We start from the raw sequence: 19,310 nt of genomic DNA, 5'->3' as shown, positions 1-19,310 counted from the left end.
TGATCCTGTTTTTCTTTACAGTATGCGAAACATCAGTTCCTTTTTCCGGAAGGCGCGGCAGGGTGTTTGCAGATCTGCTTCTACGGGAACCGGGCCCTGTTGCTGTTCGAGGTAATACCAGAAGAACCCTGTTTTAAGCCTTACTTTGTAATAAGGGAACCGGTTTTCAATTTCGTGAACGGCTTCCAGCATAGCCTTTGCCTTTATCCGGTCTTTTAACACCACCGCTACGCGGAAAACGGAGGTAAGCTCGTTATCCTTAATAGCCGGATAAATTTTTGCTGCATTATCCAGGCGGAGCCAGAAATCGTTTGTCTGAATATTAGGCATACCTTACTGGTTGTAAATATTATGATGCGAGGCAGCACCGTTGTTATATTTAAAACAGATCAATTTGGCCAGTATACACAGCAAATTATTTGCCCTTTTTCTCCGGTTAATCGGGAAGAAGCACTTTCTAAAAACACTGCTGGCCGCAGGCAAGCAGAATTTTTACAGTAGTCCGGAGCCCACGGCTAAGGTCCACAAATTTTGCGTGGTAGCCAAACGGCAGCTAAACGGCCAGCCTGTTTTCACCCTGCAGTCCCGCACCGGGAAAGGGCGGAAGCATATACTGTATTTGCATGGAGGCGCTTATGTACAAAATTTTACATCGCACCACTGGTCTTTTATGGCCGAATTGGTAGCGGCCACGCATTGCACTATCTCAGCGCCGGATTACCCGCTGGCGCCTGACTTTACTTTTGAAGATACTTTTAAGATGGTGTTAGCCCTTTACAGGGAATTACTTGAAAAAGTAGCCAAAGAGGACCTGATCATCATGGGCGATTCTTCAGGAGGAGGGCTGGCACTGGCGCTATGCCAGTTATTGGTAAAGGAACAGCTGCCGCAGCCGGGACAACTGATCCTGCTTTCGCCCTGGCTGGATATCAGTTTGAGTAACCCGGAGATACACGAAATCGTTACGCAGGATCCCTTTATGGGACTGGATGGACTTCTGCAGGCCGGCAGGATCTATGCGGGTAACGCACCGCTGGACCATTACCTGCTTAGCCCGATCTATGGCTCATTTAAGGGATTGGAAAACATCACTGTTTTTGCAGGATCCAGGGAAATACTGGTAGCCGATGCCCGTAAACTGAAAAAGATGATGGCCCCGGAAGTGTTGCAGTTTACGTATGTGGAATACCCAGGGATGGTACACGACTGGATGCTCATTAACTTACCTGAATCCAGGCAGGCACGTCAGCAAATTATTTCCGTTATTGAAACCGGTGGATTGTAAAGCTGCAACCGATCCCATAAAATAAATATATGACCCTTGCTGAAATAAGCGGCTAAAATTTCGTTACTTGACGGGGAATTTCAACGAAAACCGATAGAACCCATGCACGAAGACATTGCGTCGTATCAACCGGAAGTAGCCGTGAACCGGAGTTTGCACATCAGGATCTTTACCAATCTCACCTTCTGGGTGCTCATTGCCATTATCGCCGGCATATTATTAGGCACCCTGGCGCCGGCCACCGGTGTGAAGATGGAAATTATAGGAAAAACCTTTATCGATATTATCAAGCTGTTTATTGCACCCATTATATTCCTTACCATTGTTTTAGGGATCAGTGGAATGGAGAACCTGAAAAAAGTGGGTCGTATTGGTGTTAAATCACTGCTTTACTTTGAGGTAGTTTCCACCATATCCCTGGCCGCCGGCGTTTTGATGGCCTTATTGATCCGGCCGGGAAAAATTGACAAGTCGTCCCTGCAAATCGAAAATGCTTCCAAATACACTTCCGGTGCAGCAAAGAGTTTCGACTGGCTCACCTTCTTCCTGAATAACATGACGCTGCAGGTATTGGTAGCCGCCATCATCATCGGGGTATTGCTCAATTACTCAAAATACCGGCAGGTGATTATTAAAGCTCTGAGCAAACTTTCCAAACTGGTTTTCACAGCATTGAAATACGTGATGTACCTGGCTCCGCTGGGCGCTTTCGGGGGAATGGCCTACACCATTGGCAGGTTCGGTTTACATACGCTGGTGCCGCTGGCCAAATTAATGGGCACCGTATACCTCACGATGGCTGTTTTTATTTTCCTGGTACTCGGTGGTATCCTGAAGTACTATAAAATGAGCATCTGGAGATTTCTGAAGTATATCAAAGAAGAGCTGTTATTGGTACTGGGTACTTCCTCCTCAGAATCTGCCCTGCCTTCCATCATGCTGAAGCTGGAGAAGATGGGCTGCAGTAAATCCGTAGTAGGACTGGTAGTGCCAACCGGCTATTCCTTTAACCTGGACGGGACCTCTATTTACCTGTCGATGTCCGTTATTTTTATCGCGCAGCTGTATGATGTGCACCTGACTATCGGGGAAATCCTCACTATTATCGGAATATTGATGATCACCTCGAAAGGCGCCGCAGGCGTAACCGGCAGCGGCTTTATTGTACTGGCTTCAACACTCACCGCTATTCATAAAATTCCGGTAGAAGGTCTTGCTTTCCTGTTGGGGGTAGACAAGTTTATGAGTGAAGCACGTGCCATTACGAATATTATAGGAAACGGTGTTGCTACGATAGTAATTGCAAAAAGCGAAAAAGAATTTCATCCGCCGGCGGAAAAAGCGGGGGAGTATACGGGGGAAACATATTAAAAAGCAGCCGGCCCAATTTATGGCGCCGGCTGTTTTCATTCCTTAGTCTATTTTTATGCGTAATACTTTACCCACAAGACCCTTGACCGGTATAAAGGTTACCACTACATAGTCATCTTCATAGCTTGGTACAAAAATGTTCACTGTATACTCCGGCATTGGGTTTTTTACATCAACAATGCAAAATTCATTCGATAAAGCGCCATCCGCTGAATCAAATATCCTGATGCGGCAACGGCCCCTGACATCAAATAGCCGCAGGGAGCGGATCTCAGCCTTTACCGGCTGGAAGTCTTGTCCGGGGTTGTCATTTACTGTTTGTACAAGGCTCTCCGTGCCATTGTTGCCTTCATAAAATGCGATCATACCCATTTGATAAATTTTGAGGGTGAATAATAAATATTTGAGGATCATCATACCAGCAATGAATGCCGGTCGGATACCAACTTAAGAAGAATGTTTAGTAATAAAAAATATTATTAGTATTCCTAACAAAAAATTCATGTTTACATGTGTTTATTTTTTTGATAGAAATCACTTATTATCATTATTTTTAAGTTAAGTAATCAGATAGTAATGAAAAGAACTGAATGGTTCAACAGAACATTCCCTGTTATTGAAGACAACGGCCTGCTGCCCGCTATTATAGAACGGCTTAGCGGAACGCCCGCCCGCATAGAAGAAATCATCCGCACCACAGCTCCTGAATTACTCATTATAAAACCAGGGGAGAAATGGAGCATCAAGGAGGAAGCAGGGCATCTTTCGGATATGGAACCGCTGTGGCTGGGCCGCCTGGAAGATCTTATCAACGGCGCCACTGAGCTGAGGGTAGCGGATTTAACCAACCAGAAAACACATGCTGCCAATCATAATGCAACACCCGCCAGCGTGTTGCTGCAACAGTTCCACGAGCAGCGGCAACAGCTCGTCAGCAGGCTTTGGAGCCTGGAGGATGAGCACCTGGCAAAAACAGCGCTGCACCCACGCCTGAAAACGCCTATGCGGATCATTGACCTGGCCTATTTTGTGGCAGAGCATGATGATCATCATCTTGCAGGGATCAGGCAGTTGCTCGGATAACAGCGATTGGCAACTACATTTTCCAACCGGATAACATTACTACCGGTTACCCATAAACGTTAAAATGAATCCTATGCGTACATTATTATTGCTTACTTTTTTATTTCCGCTGTCACTCCTGGCCCAGGATCACTTTGAACTGAAAGGAAAGGTAGATAGTTTGCATAATGGCGATAAAATTTATCTTGTTTACCAGATAGAAGACCAGCGGATAACGGATTCCGCCATGGTAACAGATGGCCGGTTTGTTTTCAGGGGAAAACTGGAATACCCCGTTTACTCCGGGTTATTCCTCCGCAAAAATCCCTATGTGGAACAAATGGGAAGAGGTGAGCAAATAGACTATGTTCGATTATACCTGGAGCCCGCTGCCTTTAACGTGGAAGCAAGGGATTCACTGAAAAACATCGTGATCAAAAACTCACCTGTAAACGATCAGCAAGCCGTGCTCCGGTCGATGTTGAAAAAGAATGATGAGCAGTTTTCCGCTTTGCAGAAGGAATTTACAGCGATGCCCGAAGCACAGCAGAAGGATAAAAAAGTATACGATGCTTTCATGGCACGGGAAAGCCAGCTGCTTAAAGAGTCGTATGAGGTATACCTGGAGTTTGCCCAAAAGTATCCCACCTCTTATCTCAGTGTGGTGAGTCTCGTCCAGGCAGCCGCCCATCCGGGAATGGCAGCGGCAGCAGGGAAGGCGTATGAACGTTTGCCCGCCCATCTGAAAAATTCACCGCTGGGAAAAAGGATACCGGTTTTAATTGCCTCAAGGGCAAACACGGAAATGGGCAAGGTGGCGCCCGACTTTACACAACAATCCCCCGATGGCAAAGCGGTAAAGCTTTCTTCATTCAGGGGCAGCTATGTACTGCTCGATTTCTGGGCCAGCTGGTGTGGTCCCTGCCGGAAAGAAAACCCCAACGTGCTGAAGGCCTACAATAAATATAAAGAGAAAGGTTTCACCGTATTGGGCGTATCGCTCGATATGCCCGGCCAGAAGGACGCCTGGCTGAAAGCCATTGACAATGATCAGCTAACCTGGCCACAGGTATCGGACCTCAAAGGCTGGGATAACGAAGTGGCGCAGCAATATGGGATCCGCGGTATCCCCGCTAATTTCCTCATTGATCCCAACGGTAAAATCATCGCACAAAATCTCCGGGAAGAGCATCTCCAGGAAGAATTGGCAAAAATCTTTAAAGAGAAATAAGCAGGTACCGGAAAATCAATTCTGTACCTCATCAGGATCCGCCGTTTCGTCCAGGTTATCTTTTTCGGAACCCCTGCGCAGCTGTACTTTTGGATTACTCTGTGTACCCGTAACGTTGAAGGGTATACCAAAAATGCCAAATGGCGGCAGCCCCAGGCGGCCTTTCAGGTTCAGTTTTCCATCAAGACTAACCTGTCCCTCGAAACGCGGGCGGAAGCCGGCTACCCGCATTTTTGTCCTGGCAATGGTGATGATATTATTTTTGATAGACGACTTAATATCTACTTTAGAGAGATCAGGATCTTTCACCTCATCCTTGCCGGTAGAGCTGCTCACGGCATTGAATAATTTAAAGCCTTTCATCTTTATTTTCTTTACAGACAGCACGCCTTCTCCTTTCAGGGAAGGGTATACCGGGTGCATGTTTTCATCAAGCTTACCGCTAAGCTGGTAGTCGAGTCCCACCATGCCGCTGGCGCTGGAAGCAGAGGAGGCGATGTCATGAAAGATCTTTATTTCGTTATAGGCCCGTTTTATATCAAACTCTTTTGCGCTGATGTGATAATCGAACGTGGCTTTCTTTGGCTGAATACTTACATAGGTGGCTTCCATTTCAACGGGTGCACCAATAACAGAGAAGCCGGTTTTACTGAGGCGTACTTTGTTACTGTCTACATTAAGTTGTCCGCGGAAGCTGTCGATGGCAATGCCCTGGAAGTTTATTTTATTCACGGCTGCATTCAGCGCCAGCGATAGGTTGCCGGGCACCATGATAACGCCGGTGGAAGTAGTGGTGGTGGGACTAGCGCTGGTTTTGGTGTCGCCGTTCACCATCAGTTCATCCACCAGGATGTAATTGCTTTTCAGATCGAACGTGCCGTGCAGCGTTTGATTTTTCAATGTGGCATAGCCTATTACATTGCTGAGGAATCCGTTCAGCGTAATAGCCGATTTGCCATAGCTGGCATCGAATTGATCGAACCACATTTTATCCTGGTCGAAACGGAAAACGCCGTTTTTAATATGGAATGGCAGCGGGAACAGTTCAGCTGTGAGAATAATATTCTTCACTACCAGTGAGCCTTTATTATTCAATTTGCCGTATCTGCCGGCGGTGGCGTCGCTTTGTGTGCCACGAAGCGAGAGGTCCGTTTTTATAAAACCCTGCACGTCGTAGCCCTGCAGTGCAAACACCTTGTATATTTTACCAAGGTCGATAATCCCATTGGACGTAATGTTATACCGGAGATCATCGAAGTTATTGAGATCCGCTTTCAGCATGAAGGGTTGTCCTTCAAACTCAAAGGCCACCGGTTTAAGATCTACCTCCAGGGAACGCATGGTGCCGGTGGTATTGGTGATGGTGGCATCCACATTTATTTTCTCCACCGGGTGAGGATAGTACTTCGTTTGTACGGTGCCGTTATTCATGGCCAGTTTGGCGGTAGTAACCGGGAACAGTCGTTTTGCGGGTACATAGCTGCCTTTGGTAACGATGTTGACATTCAGATCACCGGTTACGTCCAGGCTGTCCATTTTATAGAATTGTTTGATATCGCCGAGGTGCAATACGGATGCAAGCTGTGCATCCACTACCGGTTCCTGTGCATTGTGAAGCCGGAAGAAGCCTTTGATATAATTACTCAGCATCTCCGCGTTGATGTCGGAAATGTTGAGGTACGTATGTGCGTAGTCGTTATCCGGGCAGCCGGCGTCTACATTAAAGCTGATATTATTAAGCGCCTGCGGCATGGACGTAAATTTGAAGTAGCCATTCCGCAGGTTGGACTTCAGGCTGAATGCCGGGATGCTGGTAATCACGGTATCTGCCTGCTTCCGGAGGCCGTGGTATACAACGCCTTTGGCATATTTGCCGTAGGCCTGCAGGTGTGCCTGCAGCCGTCCTTTCATATCAAAGGACTGGCCGCCTGTGGCTTTGTTCCATTTTTCCAGGTCAATGTCGGTATTCAGCTTTATGTGAATGTCGGGAGTGGCAAGCCCTTGTACACGGATCACAGAGCTGAAATAATCTTTATCAATGTTAAAGAAGATAGAATCCACATTGATATAAAGGCTGTCCAGGTTGAGCTGTGGCAACCTCGACTGGAAATTGAGGAAGAGGTTCTTTATGGGTGCTGGGGCTTTGTCGTTTGTAATGACGCCTTCCCGTACTTTCATGTTGAAGGTTACATCGGGCATGGTGTTAGTTTCGGCGATGTATTGCCCGATCAGGCTGGCATTTACATCGGCCGTTCCCTGTATGTCTGTTTTATCCATCCAGGTAACATATTCCGCGGGTAATGCGCTGAAAATAGCGTGCAGGCTGGATTCCATCGAACTCAAACGGAAGTCCATCCGGTAGCCGTTCTTCAGGAATCCGAAAGAGCCATTCAACCGTACCGGCAGCTCATTCAGTTTCAGGTCATTCTTTTCAAAAATCAGGTCCAGGGAATTGGTGTTGATCTTGGTGATCAGTTCCCCGTTTAATTTCTTCGACAGGATATAGGAAGTGCCGGCATAGGTAAGATCAAAGGCCCCGATACGTACCCGTGAGTGCAGGTCGAACTGCGCTTTGCTCAGATCGCCTTTACCGGTATAGTTCACATCTTTGGCCTGGATGTACATGGGCAGCGACCGGTCATCATAAATGATGTTGCAGTTTTCCAGTTGTATGCGTTCTATTTTAAGGGACGCACTGCCGCTGTCTGCCTGGCTGGCAGCGCTGGCTGGCGCCGATTTGTAAACATTATAGTTGGGATGCCCTTCCGCATCTGTCAACACATGAATATCGCCACGGGTCAGGTAAATTTCATCGATGTTGATGGCGCTGGAAAAGATGCTGGCCAGGTTTACACCAAGGGCCACTTCGTTCGCAGCTATCAGCGTGTCCTGTTTAAAAGGAGCGGCGCCCTTCAGGCTGAAATCGTAGAGCGTGAGCGTCAGCGAGGGGAAGTGATTGAAAAACGACAGCCGTGCCCGGGAGAAGTTCAGATCCCCGGTAATACTGTTATTGGTCCAGGTTTTTATCTTATTGGAAATAGCCGTTGGGAAAAGAACGGGCAGCAAAAACAATAAAAGAAAGATGGCAGCAATTGATATTGAAATAATTTTCAATGTCTTGATAGCTGTTTTTTTTACGATAGCATTGCGCATAGCATTCCGGATATATAGAGGTTATTATCTATATGCGCAATCCCCCATTGTCCTGTATAGGAGAAAGAATATTATACCCAACAACCTCATATGGTTACGGGCTAAAGATAGTTATTTTTTATGAGCCCGCTTTATGGGGCGATGGTGCGGAAATAAATCGGCGCTCCTTCACCAGGAGCGCCGGAATGGAATTATCCTTTTAATATCTTCGCTTTCTCCTCATCAAATTCTGTGGCAGAAAGAATGCCGGCGTCCAGCAGTTCTTTGAGATCGAGCAAAGCTTGTTTTTTATCTGCCATGCTTTTTCCTGCAGGCGCTTCCGCTACAGGTACTTCGTTTTTCACTTCTTTTGCCTGGGGCGAATTATAACTGAGCAGCAGCGCGGCAATTTCGTTGTATCCCTTGATGGATGCATAGTCAATGGCCTTTTGTTCTTTGGTATTAACTACTGATACATCTGCCTGCTGTTCCAGCAGGTATTTTACGATATCCTTTTTACCATTGGAGGCGGCGTAATGCAGCGCTGTATTTCCCGATTCATCCTGGATATTTACATGGGCGCCGCGTTCCAGCAACAGCTTCACCATGCTGAGATGGCCGTTCTTAGCGGCCACATGTAGCAGGCTTTCTCCACCGTAGCTATAGGTGTGATTGAGGGTAAAGGCACTGTCCATAGAAAGACTGGAAGCACTTTCCACCCAATCCAGGTAGGTGTTCATACTGGCGGTGTCTGCGGAAAGCGGCTGACTGAAATTAACATCAATGCCCTTATCGAGGAACAGGGTGACGATCTCTTTCTGATTATTGGCGCAGGCGTACCATATCGGGGACAAACCATTTTTAGACGTGATCAGCACATCCGCGCCGTGCTGTACCAGCAGGTTGGTGAGTGCCCGGTTGGTATCATAACAGGCAATCAGCAGCGCCGATTCCCCCGCATGATTGGTATGATTTACGTTGGCATTATTTTGAATCAGGCAATCGGCCATCGCCAGGTTTTTGGAGCGCACTGCCACTATAAGGGGGCTATCGCCGGCTTTATTGGTGGTGTTCACATCCGCACCATGATCAATGAGGGTTTGCACCACTTCTTTATTGCGCCAGGCGGAAGCAATGAGTAAAGGCGTTTCGGCCTCGTTGTTTTCCAGGTCCACTGTAACGCCTTTTTCGAGCAATTTTTCTATCAGTTCCTTCTGACCGGTTTTAGCAGTCAGATGTAACAGGCTGTTTCCCTGGAGGTCGTTGATATCTGTACGCGCGCCTTTTTCCAGCAGGAACAGCGCGGTTTGTTTTTGTTTTTGCAGACAGGAGAAGTAAAAAGGCGTTTCCCCGTTATGGTCTTCGTAGTCGAGATCTGCCCCGGCATCGAGCAATAGTTTTGCAATATCCAGGTATCCGTGATGTGCAGCGTAATGCAGCGCGGTCCTTCCTTTCTCATCGGTATAGGCAACATCTACTTCGTTATTGGCAAGTAAAATTTCGGCTATTTTACGTTTGCCACTTTCACAGGCAATTATAAAAGACATGGACATAGTACTACGCTTTATTTTTTAAAAGTAACTCTACTGTTTTTGATTTCAGGTTGTCCTGGCTGGCCAGGTCAATAGGTCGCTGATCAAGATCATTGGTGGCATTTACATCTGCTCCATGTTCTATCAGCAGTTTTACTTTGCGGTAAAGTTGCCTGGCTGCTTCCTGCTCATAGTTTACGTTATAGGCGCACACTTTATGAAGGAGCGTGTTGCCTTCATCATCCCGCCGGTCCAGTTCTACCACACCTGTTTCCAGTATGGCCTCTAAAATATCTGCGGGGCGTTCCGCCACCCAGTCCAGTGCGGCTTTGTCTTTGGCGTAATAAGGAGAAGTCTGGTAAATATCTGCGCCATCACGGATCAGCGCTTTTAACAGCTGCACTTCAGATGGAGAACCCTGCCGGCGCATACGCATAGCGCCACTAAAAACGGTTTCCCCGTTTTTGTTGACAATATCGAAATCCACGGGGGCATATGCGGCCAGCTTTTCATACTTTTCCACACTGCATACCTGGTGTACGATGGCTGCATAGAAAGCCGTTTCATCGTCTTTTCCCGGCTGGTTCAGGTCAGCCCCGTTTTGCAGTAGTAGGTCGATATACTTTTCCTGCCATTTACTAATAGCCAGGTGCAGCGGCGTTTCTTTCACGATATTTCCTGCATTGGGATCCAATCCTTCTCCAATCAGGTACTCGAGGTAAACCACGCCTTTATCTTCTTTGATTGTATACTCCCGTACAATTTTATACAGGTAGTTTTGATCGTAATTATCTTTGTAATGAATATCACAGCCTGCTGCTACCAGTATTTTAATGTGCTCAATGGGAGCGGAGTTGTCGAAGGCAATGCTCAATAAGGTTTTATCCTGGAGCGCATCGTTGATATTATCCAGCTTCCCGGTGAAGGAAGTAAGAAAATCCAGGTCTGCCGGCTCAGTGCCCAGGTACCTGAACAGGCTCGGGAAGATCGTCTCATCAAATTTTTCGTACTCGTAAATATCCGTTTCAATGATACGGTCTTTTACCAGTGTGTCGATCAGCTCAAAAGCTTTTGCCCTGATCAGGGTATCATAGATTTGTTTTTTGTCATAGGATGAAAGGTCTTTGGGTAATTTTTCACCTTGGTCGATCCGTTCTTTTGCTGCTGACAGGTTGCCTCTTTTCAGTGCGTCTGTCAGTGGGTTTACTTCGTACATAAGCCTGGTTTACTTTTTTTTGGGTCCTTTGGGTCAATTTTCCTGCCAAATATACGATAGGATTGGTAATAGCAAAGGGGTTTGACACCGGCATAATCAAAACATAGAAAATTGTTAATAATTGAGGCCACCCTTGCTTATGTTTCTATCCTGTCTTAGATTGAGATGGAAATGAGTAAATTTTTACAAAGGATATTTATATTGATAGTATTGGTCTCGCTTCACCTGGTGTCTGCCGGGCAGGTGCGGGTCCGTGGCACTGTATACGATCGTACGGCCCGTTTCGGTATGGCGGGCGTAAGTGTGATGAGCAACTCGGGAGCCGGCACGGTGACTGATTCCGCTGGTCATTATAGTATTATATTGGCGGCCAATGATTCCATCAGCTTTTCCTACCAGGGGAAAGCAACCATGAAGTTTGCTGTGAAAGAGATCCCTGTTAACCGCACTTTCGATATGAGCCTGCATGTAAGTATTCATTCATTACGGGAAGTGGAAGTATCTGCCGCACGGCCGCGCAGTTACGGGCAGGATTCGGCGGAGTTCCGCAATGAATACCGCAAAGTGTTCGATTACTCACCGGATTATCTTACCAGTGGCGGCAATGGAATGGGCGCCGGCATTAACCTGGATGCGCTTTTCAGCATGAAGAAGATTAAGCGCATGGAGAACTTCCGGCGTTTCCTGGAACGGGAAGAACGGGAGAAGTACATCGATCACCGCTTTAATAAAACACTGGTAAAGAAGATTACCGGGCTGGAATCACCGGCACTGGAGGTTTTTATGGTGGAATACAGACCCAGCTATGAACTGCTGCTGAGTTTTGAAACAGATTACCTGTATTACAAGTACCTCAAAGAGTGCGGTAAATATTTTTCCGAGAAATGGGAAATAACACATCCGGCTAACAAGAGCCGCAGGAATAATATTCTTTTTCAATGACGGGCGACAACTAACACCGTTAGTTATCGCCCTGTAAGTATCTTATTCATATCCATTCTTCAGCACCAACACCGCTCCGGGAGTTGCCGTCAGGGAAAGGAATCCATCTCCCGGATTATTTATTACAAATCCTTTATTGCTGGCAGCAAAGAAAGTTTTAAACGGCAACTTTAAGCGGGTTTTTCCGCCTTTTTCCGCTACAATCTTTACTTCGTCCACCTGGCCGCCATCTTTTCTGGCACTTACCAGGAAAGCCCCTTCTGCGCGCAATTGCTCAAATGATACGTTCGTCCATGCGGCTGGTATGGCGGGCATGATCTCTATAAAGCCTGCATAGCTTTGCAGCAGCATCTCCTGTAATCCTGCGGCAAAGGCAAAATTACCTTCCAGCGTAAACGGCCGGTACTGGAATTTCGACAGCCCCGATTTTGTCTGGTCGCCGTTCAGGTGGAAGCTGTTCACAGAACAGAAGGCCTGGGCAAAGGTCTGGAGGTCTTTTGCTGCTCCTGCGCCATTTTTTGCGCGTGCTTTAAGATTGCCCATCCAGGCATAGGAGTAGCCGCACCAGTAATCCGGCCCGATACTGTCCGCCAGGTGAATGGTGTTGTTGATGATCGCCTGTGCGTTCGCGCCATCTTCCCATTTGATCAGCCCCAGCGGGTGAATGGCCATCATGTGGGAGAAGTGGCGGTGCGACTGGTTATACGCCATGCTGGGGGCAAACATCAGTTCTTTGCCGGGAGAGAGGGCGAAGTCCCCAAATTGGGAAAGTATTTTGTTCCAGTGCGCGGCCTCGTTGCTCAATCCCAGCACCGTAGCCAGTTCCGCGGCTTTGCTGAAAGTGAATTTCATCAGGGCGAGGTCGTAGTTGGTATTTTGCAGGAACCAGGCATCCAGGCTATTATCATTTATTTCGGGGCTTGAGCTAATTTTCAGTGAGCGATGTCCGTTGCTGTCTTTGATTGTAATATTTTCCAGGAAGGCGGCCGTACTTTTTATCCAGGGATACGCTTTCGTTTTCAGGAATTGCTTATCCATGCTGTAACGCCATTGCAGGTAATAGTGCTGGGCCAGCCACGACGACACGGTGGGGGACAGCGAGTACTGGATCCATCCGCCCATTTCAGTACCATCCAGCGTGGTAACGCCTGGCACGGCTAAACCATCTGCATTGAAGTACATTTTTGTGTAGCGTTTATAATTCGCTTTGTTGGCTTCAAGGTGATTAATATATCCCATTGCTTCGTCGAGGTGGTTGGCGCTGTAAGAAGGCCAGTAACTGAGTTGGGTGTTGAGATCGTGGTGGTAGTCGCCTTTCCAGGGAGCAATGCGGCCGTTGTCGGCAGTCCATACGGCCTGCAGGGAAATGGGCGGCGCATTTTTTCTTGCGGCGGAGCCAAACTTATATTGTTCGAGGTACCATTGTTTTTCGAGTAAGGTGTCCGGCACATGAATAGCAGATTGCTGCCAGAAGTGTTGCCACCAGCCGGTATGCGCTGCCAGTTCCCCGTTGAAGTTGTTGCCGGCGGCTTTGGCCGTTACTTTTGAAGCCGGTTCATTAACCGCTTTGCCGGGATATTGCGAGGAAATACTCCATACGCCTTCTATCGTAGTAGCGTTTATTTTTTTCCAGCGCACATTGATTTCATAGGTAAATCCACCCCAGCCTTCCTGCTGATAGGTAATGCTGTTGCCGGTTTGCCGGATGCTGCCTTGTTTGTAGCCGAGCCGGGACAGGTCATCGCCGCCCACCGGATCACCTGCATTTTTCACTGCACCCTGGTATTGCGGCGCCAGCAGCTGTGGCACGAAATCAGCGCTTACATTTTCAAAACGAAACCATCCCACCGGCTTTACAGCGTCTACAAAAGTTTTCATGCGCACGCCACCAGCCCAGGTTACTTCGCATAGCGCTGTAGACAGTGTAAGATGAACAGATTGCACGGCGCCCCAGTTCCGCGTATCAAATTCCAGTGCGCCGCCGGGTATTTTTGAAGGCGCGGCTTCCCGGTCGTAGGGTGCATCCAGGTATTCCTGTACGGGTTTGTAGTCTTTTTTATTGACCTGGTCTATCACCCACTGGTAGCTGAACTCTTTGCGATGAAACCCTTTCATGGGCCGCATATCCCAGAGGTCGGCCCTGTCCAGCGATATTCTCAGGTGATCGTCTTTTTGCCAGACAAGCGCGCCCAGCCAACCATTGCCCAAGGGGATGGCTTCATCCCAGCGGGTAGCCAGCTGATTAAATTGCAGATCGTGTTGGGAAGATTGGCCCGCGCTGGTCAATGCCAGCAGGGAAAGCGACAGTGCCGCAAAGAGTTTGTTCATCTGTTCTGTTTAATAATAGAATGCTATAGCACAAACAATTTAATACTTTAAACTAAAAAAGCAAAGTGACCTTCTTCCCGAAAGCCGCTTTGCTAGTTATAGCTGCAGATGATAAGTTTACACTTCCGAGCTGTCGATCACCGGGGCGCCGGCTATCTTCTCCATCACCGATGGCGGTAAATACGGACGGCCTCCGGAAGCCGGAATACAGGTGCCTGTAAAAACCGCTTTCGTCATCACCTTCCCATTCAGGAGGATGGATTGTTTGAAATGCAGTCGCGGCCCGCCCGACGGATCGGCAAATAAAGTACAGGTAACCGTGAACTGATCTCCTTTTTTCAGGGATCTTAAAAACTGGATCTTGTAACCAGATAAAACCATATAAACACCATTCCTGGCCTGTTCCTCAAAATCAAAGCCCAGTATTTCCCTGATGTAGTCGTGCCGGCAATACTCCATATAGAAAGGATAATATAACCCATCCATAATATTCTGAACATCTATATGCTCTTCTTTTGCGACGTATTCCTTTGTGTATTCCATTATCTGTTTAAATTTAGTTATTTTACAACTGTGCATTCAACGCGCTGTTGCCCGCCCAAAATAGTATTAAATTGTGAATCCTAAATAATGATGACCATATTGAAATTGAAATGCTTTATCACCATTGCGCTGTTAACTACCATCATCCATGCTGCCAATGCGCAAACCGATAAGTGGACCGGCATCTGGAAAGCGGCCCTTCATCCCTGGGGACTGCGAACACCCATCACCATGCAGCTGCATATTGGCGAGGCACAGCAAGGCGTGCTGTATCCGGCGGTAATCACTTTACAATACGGGGAGTTTACCGGTATTTATGAACTGCTGCTGGCAAAGAAAAACGACGGACAGTTGGGAATAGGCCGCAATAAATATCCATTAAAGGAAACGCCGTATAAGCTCGGCATCTGGATGTGGTATCTCAATGGCACTTTGGATTACAAGGACAACAGTATTTCGCTGAGCCGCATGTGGATCAACAAAGCCAGTTTCTGGATGCGGGGATTAGATGAAGGCGATGAGATTTATGAACAATCCAAAGTGGCGCTGCGCGACTTCCTCTACCGCGGCGATTTTAAACTGACTAAAGCCGGGAATAAGCCATTGCCTGATTCCAGTCTGCAACGGATCATGCACCCGGAAACCAGCCAGATCTATTTCGGCATCTACGACAGCATTGTGGCGAAAGACAGCGAAATTCCCCTCGAAATAGAAGACCAGGAAAAGTATGATCAAGATACCATAACGCTGCTTCACAATGGAAACGTTATTTTCGCCAGGGAACAGATCAATGATCATAACCGTCACCTGAAAGCGCGGCTGGACACCGGCCGGAACTACTTTGTTCTTTTTGCAGATAACTATGGCGGGCTTCCGCCCAACACCGGCCGTATTCGTACTACCATTAACGGTAGACCCTACGGATTTGATTTCAGCGACCGCTCCAATGCCTGGGCAACTTTCCTGGTGGCAAACATCTACCGTTCTTCTGCTGATAATAATGTGGATACCATTACCAGTAATGTGATCAAAAGAACAGCGGTGCCGGTAGCTACTATACCGGTTCGCACGGCTGATATTATTTTGGAACTGAAAGATACCCGGATGGAGGACGGCGACAGCATTTCGCTGCGGTTAAACGGCCAGTGGGTGGTTACCGGCTTCCCGGTGAAGAAAGCCATACAGCAAATTGCTATCCGGCTGCAGCCGGGAGAGAATATATTATTGTTTACCGCCGACAACCTTGGATCTATTCCGCCTAATACCGCGGAGCTGCGTATACGGTTTGGAAAGGAATCAAAAACGCTGAACCTTAGTACCGATATGAAGAGGAATAACGAAATCCGGCTGGTGCTGGAGTAAATGCAATCAGGAGAGCTTCATCAGCAGGCTTAGCCCGATGCCTGAAATGAAGCACCGCTCTTTATTGTTTCCAAGCAGTTGTTGTGTCCAGTCGACAAAGCCGCCATCTGCAATTTCTATTTCGTTATCATCCAGTTGTACTACCGCTTTAAATTGTATGCCTTTATAATAATTATTTTCCGCGGGGGCATCGTCTGAAATAATTTTGTACGGGAGATGGGAAGAAAGATAGTTCATTAAAGCATCCGTCAGTGCGCGGCCGTTTTTGTAACCGGACCGGGGTTGTATTTTAAAGTAGATATCAGTTATGTTGAACAGGGTATGCAGCAGGTAATAAATATGTTTCATCTGCTCTGCACAGGTGGTTAGTTCAAAATCAAAATTTCCGGTATCCTTTCCTGCGGCTACCATACAGGCAATTTTGAAGTGCGGCGTATAGCCTTTGCCGGGAGGAAGCTGCATGGCCCTTATATGCCGGTGAACGGTACAAAAACGCAGCCGTTCACCGGGAGCCGTGGCTATGCCACGCTGCTTCAGATCTGCAATATGAAGGGCAAGTGAATTGGTAGCATCTGCGAGCACTTCCGTGTGCCGGAGTGCGGTGATGATCTTTTTCTGGCTAACGGTGCCCACTGCCGCGCAACTGCCAAACTGCGCTACCGGCGACAACTCTACAGGTTCATATTGCTGTTGCCTTAAAAAGCGAAGGAGCTGCAATTCCTTTTCCAGCATATCAATCATGTCGGTGTCGGCCGGTTGCACGTAGATGTTTTGCCGGTATTGTTGCAGCAACGCCGCCGGCTGTATGTCTTCCGACTTCTGCTGATACACTTCCAGCAGCAGGGACGACAGCTCTGAGCTGCTGATTTGTCCGCGCAGCAATTGTACTAAGTTGGGTATGCCCGTTTTCCGGTCTGTTTTTTTTGAGATAAAGTCCTCCATATATGCTGACAGGTATTGATGGATTACCATCAAATTTACGCCATATCTGCATATAATGCGGCCAGCCTGGTATGTGTGCTCCAGAATGGGGGAGGTGTTACGCCTTCGAGGTTGGCGATTAAAATATCCAGGTGTGTATGCCATCCACCGCCTACGCTGCTGCGGGTTTTAACGTCGTCGGCCAGTTTGCGGTGTGTAAGGGTTAATAATACGCGGTCATCTTTCTCCGCTAACTCCATCGTCACTTCCGATCCGCCTTCCCATGTAAACGCCAGCAGGCGTGGCGATTCTACCTTTAATACCGTGCCTGTGAAATGATGACCATCTTTCATGTCGCGGTATTTTTCAGGAATATTATCCGGAAGCGGACTAAGTTCCTGGTGGAGGAAATGCAAATGAACTTTGCCTCCTTCAAATAACTCCATTTCGCCGCTGGCAAGCCATTTGCCGCGTTTTTCGGATTCGGTGAGATAGGCCCATACTTTTTCAATGGGACCGGGCAAATTGCGCTCAAAGCGAATGGTGCCGGGAGAGAGGATCTGTCCTGTTTTTTCCATGTCCTTTAGTTTAAAAGGTTGATAGTTATTTTAGTGTGCTGCCACACCTTTTGGAAATTTGTCTGCTATGAGGTTCAGGTTAATATTGTGTTCGAGGTAGGCTTTCAGGCCATCGAGCACGGTGGTGAAGCCACCGGTGCTGCCATTGATTTCACGCAGCAGCTCATCGCCGGTTTTATCAAAGCCATAATTCTTAATCACAACGTAAGTCGAATGATCATCTACCGCCTGAAAGTTGAAGTCGATCGTGGTTGCCGGCTCATTCCAGGTTACCGTTATCTTTTTGTTGGGTATGATCTCTTTTACGTTTACTTTGGAAGATACCTGGTACATCTCCCATTCCCAGGTCACCGTTTTCCCCACCGCTAATTTGTCGCTGCCTTTTGTAAACCAGAAGTGCTTCGTAACATCAGGGTCAATAAAGGCATTAAATACCGTTGATACCGGTTTGCGTATCAGCATCTGGGCTTCTACCCAGGGCGTTTCATTGCTTGCCATCGTGTATCGTTTTTTATGATGAATAAACAGCTAGGATCCTGGTTCGTTTAATAGTTGCTCCAGCGTGTCGAGCCGGCTTGTCCAGAAACGGCGGTATTGTTCCGCCCACTGTGCTACTTCTTCCAATGCTTCAAAGCTCGCCGTGCAATGCCTTTCTCTTCCCTGTTTTACAATGATCACCAGTCCGCATTCCGTGAGGATGCGCATGTGCTTTGATATGGCCGGCTGGCTCATGTTAAAGTTGTCTGCCACCGTGTTGAGGGTGAGCGTTTGCTGTGCCAGCAGGCCTATGATGGCGCGCCTTGTAGGGTCTGCGATCGCCTGGAACACGTCTCTTCTCGCTTTCATTCCTTATAATTAAAATACTAAACCATTTGGTTTAGTAAAAGTATATATAACCATTTGGTTTAGCAAATATTTTTTTTTGGGAGAGGGGTAGGGGCACAAAAAAAGGTGGCTTTACCAGCCACCTTCCATTTTTTAGTTGTGTTTATTTTATTGTTGTCAGAAATGCCCTAGTGTATGCAGGAATGTACTGCGTCCGCCACTTTCAGGAAGCGCTTTCTCCGCCACTTTCGGCGAAGTGCCATCTTCATCATAACCGATACGGCCGGAGCCTTCGGGAATAAAAATACCGGTTCCGCCAAGACTGTTATCTACATTGATAATCGCTACCCGCACGTTTTTCAGGTCCTGGCCTTCTTTGGTGCCCGTGAAAATAAGGGCGAATACAGCGGAGTAAGTACCAATGGTGGCTTTCACTTTGCCATATACTGTAAAGTTGTTACCGGAGCCGGAAACAGCAGTGGCAATACTGGTGTCGGCGTAGCTGATGAAATTTTTACCGATCAGCTTAATGCTGTAATCTGTTGTACTTTGTTCTGAAAGAGATACCAGCCCATCTCTGAAATATGTTCCGGGACGGTCGCCCGCAATATTACTGGTATCCAGTTTATGCGGTGCAATCTTGTAGCTGCCTTCTACATTGGGAGGGTTCACGCCCTGGTGAATATCCAGTCCCATCAGTTTTAAAGTGTCAAGATATTTCTGCGGAATGATGTCCGCAATTTTCTTTGTCAGGATTTCTTCATTGCTGGGGCCTTTTGCTTTATCGTCTTTACTGCAGGAAAACAAAACAATGGAAATCAGAAAGCTGAAAATAAGTGTACGTTTCATAATTAAGAAGATGGTTCCACCGCAAAATTACCCTACACCTGTTTATGTTTATATACCCGGAACCAGGTATTTTTTAATTCGTGGTAAATGGGTAAGCCCCCGCTTTACCAGTAACCCAAAGGTTAGTGGTAAC

The 19,310-nt window shown here is 47.4% G+C and carries 18 protein-coding genes; 6 read left to right on the top strand and 12 right to left on the bottom strand.

Annotated features, from left to right (window positions below; genetic code table 11):
- Positions 1-15: 15 nt before the first annotated feature.
- The gene (locus tag ACLHR0_RS11020) at positions 16-330 is read right to left on the bottom strand and encodes a hypothetical protein (protein ID WP_436486511.1); all 315 of its coding nucleotides are present in this window, start codon (positions 328-330) and stop codon (positions 16-18) included.
- Positions 331-394: 64 nt separating this feature from the next.
- Between ACLHR0_RS11020 and ACLHR0_RS11015 the strand changes: the two genes are divergently transcribed.
- Positions 395-1,285, top strand: coding sequence for an alpha/beta hydrolase (locus ACLHR0_RS11015; protein WP_429064388.1), 891 nt, complete (start codon positions 395-397; stop codon positions 1,283-1,285).
- A gap of 102 nt (positions 1,286-1,387) precedes the next feature.
- A complete protein-coding gene (locus ACLHR0_RS11010) occupies positions 1,388-2,656 on the top strand; it encodes a cation:dicarboxylate symporter family transporter (RefSeq protein WP_429048373.1) in 1,269 nt (422 codons plus the stop codon).
- A 42-nt stretch (positions 2,657-2,698) separates the two neighbouring features.
- On the opposite strand, the gene ACLHR0_RS11005 is transcribed toward ACLHR0_RS11010, so the two are convergent.
- The gene (locus ACLHR0_RS11005; protein WP_436486509.1) at positions 2,699-3,022 is read right to left on the bottom strand and encodes a hypothetical protein; all 324 of its coding nucleotides are present in this window, start codon (positions 3,020-3,022) and stop codon (positions 2,699-2,701) included.
- A 210-nt stretch (positions 3,023-3,232) separates the two neighbouring features.
- On the opposite strand from ACLHR0_RS11005, the gene ACLHR0_RS11000 reads away from it, so the two are divergent.
- Together ACLHR0_RS11000 and ACLHR0_RS10995 are read left to right on the top strand one after the other, a co-directional pair.
- The gene (locus ACLHR0_RS11000) at positions 3,233-3,739 is read left to right on the top strand and encodes a DinB family protein (protein ID WP_436486507.1); all 507 of its coding nucleotides are present in this window, start codon (positions 3,233-3,235) and stop codon (positions 3,737-3,739) included.
- Between the two features lie 73 nt (positions 3,740-3,812).
- Positions 3,813-4,949 (top strand): redoxin domain-containing protein, encoded by a 1,137-nt coding sequence (locus tag ACLHR0_RS10995; RefSeq protein ID WP_436486506.1) that lies wholly within the window; start codon positions 3,813-3,815, stop codon positions 4,947-4,949.
- 15 nt (positions 4,950-4,964) lie between these two features.
- Here the strand turns inward: ACLHR0_RS10995 and ACLHR0_RS10990 are convergent, their stop codons facing one another.
- The 3 genes from ACLHR0_RS10990 to ACLHR0_RS10980 all read right to left on the bottom strand — a co-directional run bounded on the left by ACLHR0_RS10990 (position 4,965) and on the right by ACLHR0_RS10980 (position 10,829).
- Positions 4,965-8,102 carry an AsmA family protein gene (locus tag ACLHR0_RS10990; RefSeq protein WP_436486504.1) on the bottom strand — a complete coding sequence of 1,046 codons (3,138 nt, stop codon included), beginning with the start codon at positions 8,100-8,102 and terminating at the stop codon, positions 4,965-4,967.
- A 191-nt stretch (positions 8,103-8,293) separates the two neighbouring features.
- Positions 8,294-9,628 carry an ankyrin repeat domain-containing protein gene (locus ACLHR0_RS10985; RefSeq protein ID WP_436486502.1) on the bottom strand — a complete coding sequence of 445 codons (1,335 nt, stop codon included), beginning with the start codon at positions 9,626-9,628 and terminating at the stop codon, positions 8,294-8,296.
- Positions 9,629-9,638: 10 nt separating this feature from the next.
- Complete coding sequence (locus ACLHR0_RS10980; protein ID WP_436486500.1) at positions 9,639-10,829, bottom strand: hypothetical protein; 1,191 nt, start codon at positions 10,827-10,829, stop codon at positions 9,639-9,641.
- Between the two features lie 171 nt (positions 10,830-11,000).
- Between ACLHR0_RS10980 and ACLHR0_RS10975 the strand changes: the two genes are divergently transcribed.
- Entirely contained in the window at positions 11,001-11,771 is a 771-nt protein-coding gene (locus ACLHR0_RS10975; protein WP_436486498.1) for a hypothetical protein, read from the top strand.
- A 42-nt stretch (positions 11,772-11,813) separates the two neighbouring features.
- On the opposite strand, the gene ACLHR0_RS10970 is transcribed toward ACLHR0_RS10975, so the two are convergent.
- Both ACLHR0_RS10970 and ACLHR0_RS10965 read right to left on the bottom strand, forming a co-directional pair.
- Positions 11,814-14,099 (bottom strand): glycosyl hydrolase family 95 catalytic domain-containing protein, encoded by a 2,286-nt coding sequence (locus ACLHR0_RS10970; RefSeq protein ID WP_436486496.1) that lies wholly within the window; start codon positions 14,097-14,099, stop codon positions 11,814-11,816.
- 117 nt (positions 14,100-14,216) lie between these two features.
- Positions 14,217-14,642 (bottom strand): acyl-CoA thioesterase, encoded by a 426-nt coding sequence (locus tag ACLHR0_RS10965; RefSeq protein ID WP_370910724.1) that lies wholly within the window; start codon positions 14,640-14,642, stop codon positions 14,217-14,219.
- Between the two features lie 87 nt (positions 14,643-14,729).
- Between ACLHR0_RS10965 and ACLHR0_RS10960 the strand changes: the two genes are divergently transcribed.
- Entirely contained in the window at positions 14,730-16,004 is a 1,275-nt protein-coding gene (locus ACLHR0_RS10960) for a hypothetical protein (protein ID WP_436486494.1), read from the top strand.
- 6 nt (positions 16,005-16,010) lie between these two features.
- On the opposite strand, the gene ACLHR0_RS10955 is transcribed toward ACLHR0_RS10960, so the two are convergent.
- From ACLHR0_RS10955 to ACLHR0_RS10935, 5 genes are all read right to left on the bottom strand, one after another.
- Positions 16,011-16,946, bottom strand: coding sequence for a hypothetical protein (locus ACLHR0_RS10955; RefSeq protein WP_436486492.1), 936 nt, complete (start codon positions 16,944-16,946; stop codon positions 16,011-16,013).
- 35 nt (positions 16,947-16,981) lie between these two features.
- Entirely contained in the window at positions 16,982-17,503 is a 522-nt protein-coding gene (locus tag ACLHR0_RS10950) for an SRPBCC family protein (RefSeq protein WP_370910727.1), read from the bottom strand.
- A 30-nt stretch (positions 17,504-17,533) separates the two neighbouring features.
- Positions 17,534-18,001, bottom strand: a complete 468-nt coding sequence (locus ACLHR0_RS10945) for an SRPBCC family protein (RefSeq protein WP_429048357.1) — start codon at positions 17,999-18,001, stop codon at positions 17,534-17,536.
- Positions 18,002-18,031: 30 nt separating this feature from the next.
- A complete protein-coding gene (locus tag ACLHR0_RS10940) occupies positions 18,032-18,349 on the bottom strand; it encodes an ArsR/SmtB family transcription factor (protein WP_429048355.1) in 318 nt (105 codons plus the stop codon).
- A 156-nt stretch (positions 18,350-18,505) separates the two neighbouring features.
- Positions 18,506-19,177: a hypothetical protein gene (locus ACLHR0_RS10935; protein WP_429048353.1), complete on the bottom strand. Its 672-nt coding sequence runs from the start codon at positions 19,175-19,177 to the stop codon at positions 18,506-18,508.
- Positions 19,178-19,310: the final 133 nt, after the last annotated feature.

This window comes from Chitinophaga sp. ARDCPP14 (assembly GCF_051362515.1).
Classification (GTDB): domain Bacteria; phylum Bacteroidota; class Bacteroidia; order Chitinophagales; family Chitinophagaceae; genus Chitinophaga.
The sequence above is the reverse complement of the archived record's forward strand: the minus strand, read 5'-3'. Positions and strand labels throughout refer to the sequence as shown.

Bases quoted from the DNA above. Each gene is read 5' to 3' on its own strand.
- ACLHR0_RS11020 (WP_436486511.1), bottom strand. From the start codon at position 330: ATGCCTAATATTCAGACAAACGATTTCTGGCTCCGCCTGGATAATGCA.
- ACLHR0_RS11010 (WP_429048373.1), top strand. From the start codon at position 1,388: ATGCACGAAGACATTGCGTCGTATCAACCGGAAGTAGCCGTGAACCGG.
- ACLHR0_RS11005 (WP_436486509.1), bottom strand. From the start codon at position 3,022: ATGATCGCATTTTATGAAGGCAACAATGGCACGGAGAGCCTTGTACAA.
- ACLHR0_RS11000 (WP_436486507.1), top strand. From the start codon at position 3,233: ATGAAAAGAACTGAATGGTTCAACAGAACATTCCCTGTTATTGAAGAC.
- ACLHR0_RS10995 (WP_436486506.1), top strand. From the start codon at position 3,813: ATGCGTACATTATTATTGCTTACTTTTTTATTTCCGCTGTCACTCCTG.
- ACLHR0_RS10990 (WP_436486504.1), bottom strand. From the start codon at position 8,102: ATGCGCAATGCTATCGTAAAAAAAACAGCTATCAAGACATTGAAAATT.
- ACLHR0_RS10985 (WP_436486502.1), bottom strand. From the start codon at position 9,628: ATGTCTTTTATAATTGCCTGTGAAAGTGGCAAACGTAAAATAGCCGAA.
- ACLHR0_RS10980 (WP_436486500.1), bottom strand. From the start codon at position 10,829: ATGTACGAAGTAAACCCACTGACAGACGCACTGAAAAGAGGCAACCTG.
- ACLHR0_RS10975 (WP_436486498.1), top strand. From the start codon at position 11,001: ATGAGTAAATTTTTACAAAGGATATTTATATTGATAGTATTGGTCTCG.
- ACLHR0_RS10970 (WP_436486496.1), bottom strand. From the start codon at position 14,099: ATGAACAAACTCTTTGCGGCACTGTCGCTTTCCCTGCTGGCATTGACC.
- ACLHR0_RS10965 (WP_370910724.1), bottom strand. From the start codon at position 14,642: ATGGAATACACAAAGGAATACGTCGCAAAAGAAGAGCATATAGATGTT.
- ACLHR0_RS10960 (WP_436486494.1), top strand. From the start codon at position 14,730: ATGATGACCATATTGAAATTGAAATGCTTTATCACCATTGCGCTGTTA.
- ACLHR0_RS10955 (WP_436486492.1), bottom strand. From the start codon at position 16,946: ATGGAGGACTTTATCTCAAAAAAAACAGACCGGAAAACGGGCATACCC.
- ACLHR0_RS10950 (WP_370910727.1), bottom strand. From the start codon at position 17,503: ATGGAAAAAACAGGACAGATCCTCTCTCCCGGCACCATTCGCTTTGAG.
- ACLHR0_RS10945 (WP_429048357.1), bottom strand. From the start codon at position 18,001: ATGGCAAGCAATGAAACGCCCTGGGTAGAAGCCCAGATGCTGATACGC.
- ACLHR0_RS10940 (WP_429048355.1), bottom strand. From the start codon at position 18,349: ATGAAAGCGAGAAGAGACGTGTTCCAGGCGATCGCAGACCCTACAAGG.
- ACLHR0_RS10935 (WP_429048353.1), bottom strand. From the start codon at position 19,177: ATGAAACGTACACTTATTTTCAGCTTTCTGATTTCCATTGTTTTGTTT.